The organism is Ochrobactrum soli (genome assembly GCF_003664555.1).
Classification (GTDB): Bacteria; Pseudomonadota; Alphaproteobacteria; order Rhizobiales; family Rhizobiaceae; genus Brucella; species Brucella teleogrylli.
On record NZ_RCHH01000040.1, the window covers coordinates 1 to 3114 of the forward strand.

Genomic DNA, 3114 nt, shown 5'->3' on the forward strand with positions numbered 1-3114 from the left:
ACGCAGTAAAGAGGCTTTTTGGATGACAGCTTCGACTGGCAATGTGACGGCTCTGCGTGAAGCAGGGCCGGCGACCTCGACTTCTCTATCGCGGACCGCTGCGCGTCCTGTTTTGTCGGCGCGCGGCTTGGGCAAGTCGTTTGGCGGCTTTTATGCGGTGAAGAATGTCGATCTTGATGTGGAACATGCCCGCGTTCATGCGCTGATCGGCCCGAACGGGGCTGGCAAGACGACGGTGTTCAATCTTCTGACCAAGTTTTTGCAGCCGACAAGCGGCGAGATCACGCTTCTGGGCGAAACCATCACCAAAACCGACCCGGCCAAAGTGGCGCGGATGGGACTGGTGCGTTCGTTCCAGATTTCGGCCACCTTCCCGCATCTCACCGTGCTGGAAAACGTCAAGGTGGCGCTGCAACGCCCGAACGGTCTTGCCACGCAATTCTGGCGTTCGCTTTCCGCGCTGGACCGGCTGGATGCGAGAGCCGTCGAGCTTCTGGAGCGCGTCGGCCTTGCCGATGCCCGTCATGCACTGGCTGCCGATCTGTCCTATGGCCGCAAGCGGGCGCTCGAAATCGCCACCACGCTGGCGCTTGATCCGAAAGTGCTGCTGCTGGATGAGCCGATGGCTGGCATGGGCCATGAAGACGTTCACACCATTGCCGCCCTCATTGCCGATGTCGCGAAGGACCGCGCCGTTTTGATGGTGGAACACAATCTCAAGGTGGTGGCCGATATCGCCCACCATGTCACGGTGCTGCAACGCGGCGAGATCCTCGCCTCCGGCAGCTATGCCGACGTCTCGAAGGACGAGCGCGTGCGCACCGCCTATATGGGAACCGAACATGAATAAAGGCCAACCGCTCCTGTCTGTGCGCGGGCTGAATGCCTGGTATGGCGAAAGCCATGCCCTGCATGGCGTCGATCTCGACATCTGGCCGGGCGAAACCATCACGCTTCTGGGCCGCAACGGCGTCGGCAAGACGACAACCTTGCGCGCCATCATGGGTATCATCCGCAAGCGCACCGGCACGATCACGCTGGAGGGCAAAGACATCATGCGCGTGCCTTTGCATCGCATCGCCCATGCGGGTCTTGGCTTCGTGCCGGAAGAGCGCGGCATCTTCGCCACGCTCAGCGTGCATGAGAACCTGCTTTTGCCGCCGGTTGTCGCCAAAGTTGGCCAGGGAGGTGGGCAGAGCCTGATGTCTCTGGACGAGATTTACGCGCTGTTCCCGAACCTGCATGAACGGCGCAACAGCCCCGGCACCAAGCTGTCGGGCGGCGAACAGCAGATGCTGGCCATTGCGCGCATCCTGCGCACCGGCGTCAAGGTGCTGCTGCTGGACGAGCCGACCGAAGGTCTGGCGCCTGTCATCGTGCAGCGCATCGGCGATGTGCTGGTGGAACTGAAGAAGCGCGGCATGACCATCCTTCTGGTCGAGCAGAACTTCCGCTTTGCCGCCAAGGTCGCAGACCGCTTCTATCTGATGGATCATGGCGTGGTGACGGAGAACTTCCCAACCGCCGAACTGCCTGACCGCATGGCGGCCCTGAACGAAGCGCTGGGAGTCTGACATGACAATGATTTTTGGAATCCCCCTGCAAGCGCTTCTCGGCCAATTGCTGGTCGGTCTCATCAACGGCTCGTTCTATGCCATGCTGAGCCTTGGCCTTGCCATCATCTTCGGGCTGTTGCGCATCATCAATTTTGCCCATGGCGCGCAATATATGCTGGGCGCTTTTGTCGGTTATCTGCTGTTGAGCTGGCTTGGCATCGGCTATTGGCCAGCGCTTATTCTGGCCCCGATCATCGTCGGTCTCGGCGGCGCGATTGTCGAGCGCGTGGCGCTGTCACGGCTTTATAATCTCGATCCGCTTTACGGCCTGCTCTTCACCTTCGGCCTGGCGCTCGTGATCGAAGGCACGTTCCGCTATTATTATGGTGCTGCCGGACAGCCCTATGCGGTGCCACCGTCGCTTGCAGGCGGCAACAATCTCGGCTTCATGTTCCTGCCGAATTATCGCGCCTGGGTGGTGGTGGCTTCGCTGATCATCTGCCTTGGCACCTGGCTTCTGATCGAAAAGACCAAGCTTGGCGCTTATCTGCGCGCCGCCACCGAAAACCCGACACTGGTCAAGGCCTTCGGCATCAATGTGCCGCTGCTTCTCACCTTCACCTATGCGCTGGGTGCTGGCCTTGCGGGCGTTGCCGGCATCATGGCCGCCCCGATCTATCAGGTCAGCCCGCTGATGGGTTCGAACATCATCATCGTGGTCTTTGCCGTGGTGGTTGTCGGCGGCATGGGATCGATCCTCGGCGCCATCATCACCGGCTATGTGCTGGGACTGGCCGAAGGGCTCACCAAGGTCTTCTACCCGGAAGCCTCCAGCATCGTCATCTTCGTCATCATGGCTATCGTCCTTCTGGTGCGACCCGCCGGACTGTTCGGGAAGGAGGCCTGATATGGCTGATACCGCTCTTAAAGCAACGGCTGCGACGCATGACGTCAATGCCGCCAAGGCACCGGCGATCAACAGCCTGTCGGCCACCATCCTCATCATCGCCATCGTCGCACTGGCCGCAGCACCCTTCGTGGTCTATCCGATCTTTCTGATGAAGATGCTGTGCTTTGCGCTGTTTGCCTCGGCGTTCAACCTGCTGCTCGGCTATACCGGCATTCTCTCGTTTGGCCATGCAGCCTTCTTCGGCGGTGCGGCCTATATCACCGCGCATACGGTGAAGGAATGGGGCGTGACGCCGGAAGTGGGCCTGATCCTCGGCATTCTTGCCGCCGCAGCGCTTGGCCTCGTCATCGGCTATCTGGCCATTCGCCGACAGGGCATCTATTCGACCATGATCACGCTTGCGCTGTCGCAGATGTTCTTCTTCTTCTGCCTGCAGGCTGCCTTCACCCATGGCGAAGACGGCTTGCAGGGCGTGCCGCGCGGATATCTGTTTGGCTTCATCGATCTCAACAATCCGATGAACATGTATTACTTTGTGCTGGCGCTGTTCGTGCTCGGCGTGTTTGCCATCTGGCGCATCATCAACTCGCCCTTCGGCATGATCCTGAAATCGGTGCGCGAGAATGAAAACCGCGCCATATCGCTCGG

The 3114-nt window shown here is 60.1% G+C and carries 4 protein-coding genes; all 4 read left to right on the forward strand.

Annotated elements, in window-relative coordinates:
• Positions 1-22 precede the first annotated feature (22 nt).
• Positions 23-850, forward strand: coding sequence for an ABC transporter ATP-binding protein (locus tag D8666_RS23825; RefSeq protein WP_109369605.1), 828 nt, complete (start codon positions 23-25; stop codon positions 848-850).
• Positions 843-1574 (forward strand): ABC transporter ATP-binding protein, encoded by a 732-nt coding sequence (locus D8666_RS23830; protein WP_109369606.1) that lies wholly within the window; start codon positions 843-845, stop codon positions 1572-1574. Before D8666_RS23825 ends, D8666_RS23830 begins: the two co-directional genes overlap by 8 nt.
• A 1-nt stretch (position 1575) precedes the next feature.
• A complete protein-coding gene (locus D8666_RS23835; protein ID WP_094513372.1) occupies positions 1576-2463 on the forward strand; it encodes a branched-chain amino acid ABC transporter permease in 888 nt (295 codons plus the stop codon).
• A gap of 1 nt (position 2464) precedes the next feature.
• Positions 2465-3114, forward strand: a 650-nt coding sequence (locus tag D8666_RS23840) for a branched-chain amino acid ABC transporter permease (protein ID WP_147438033.1), incomplete at its 3' end; no start/stop codon positions are given.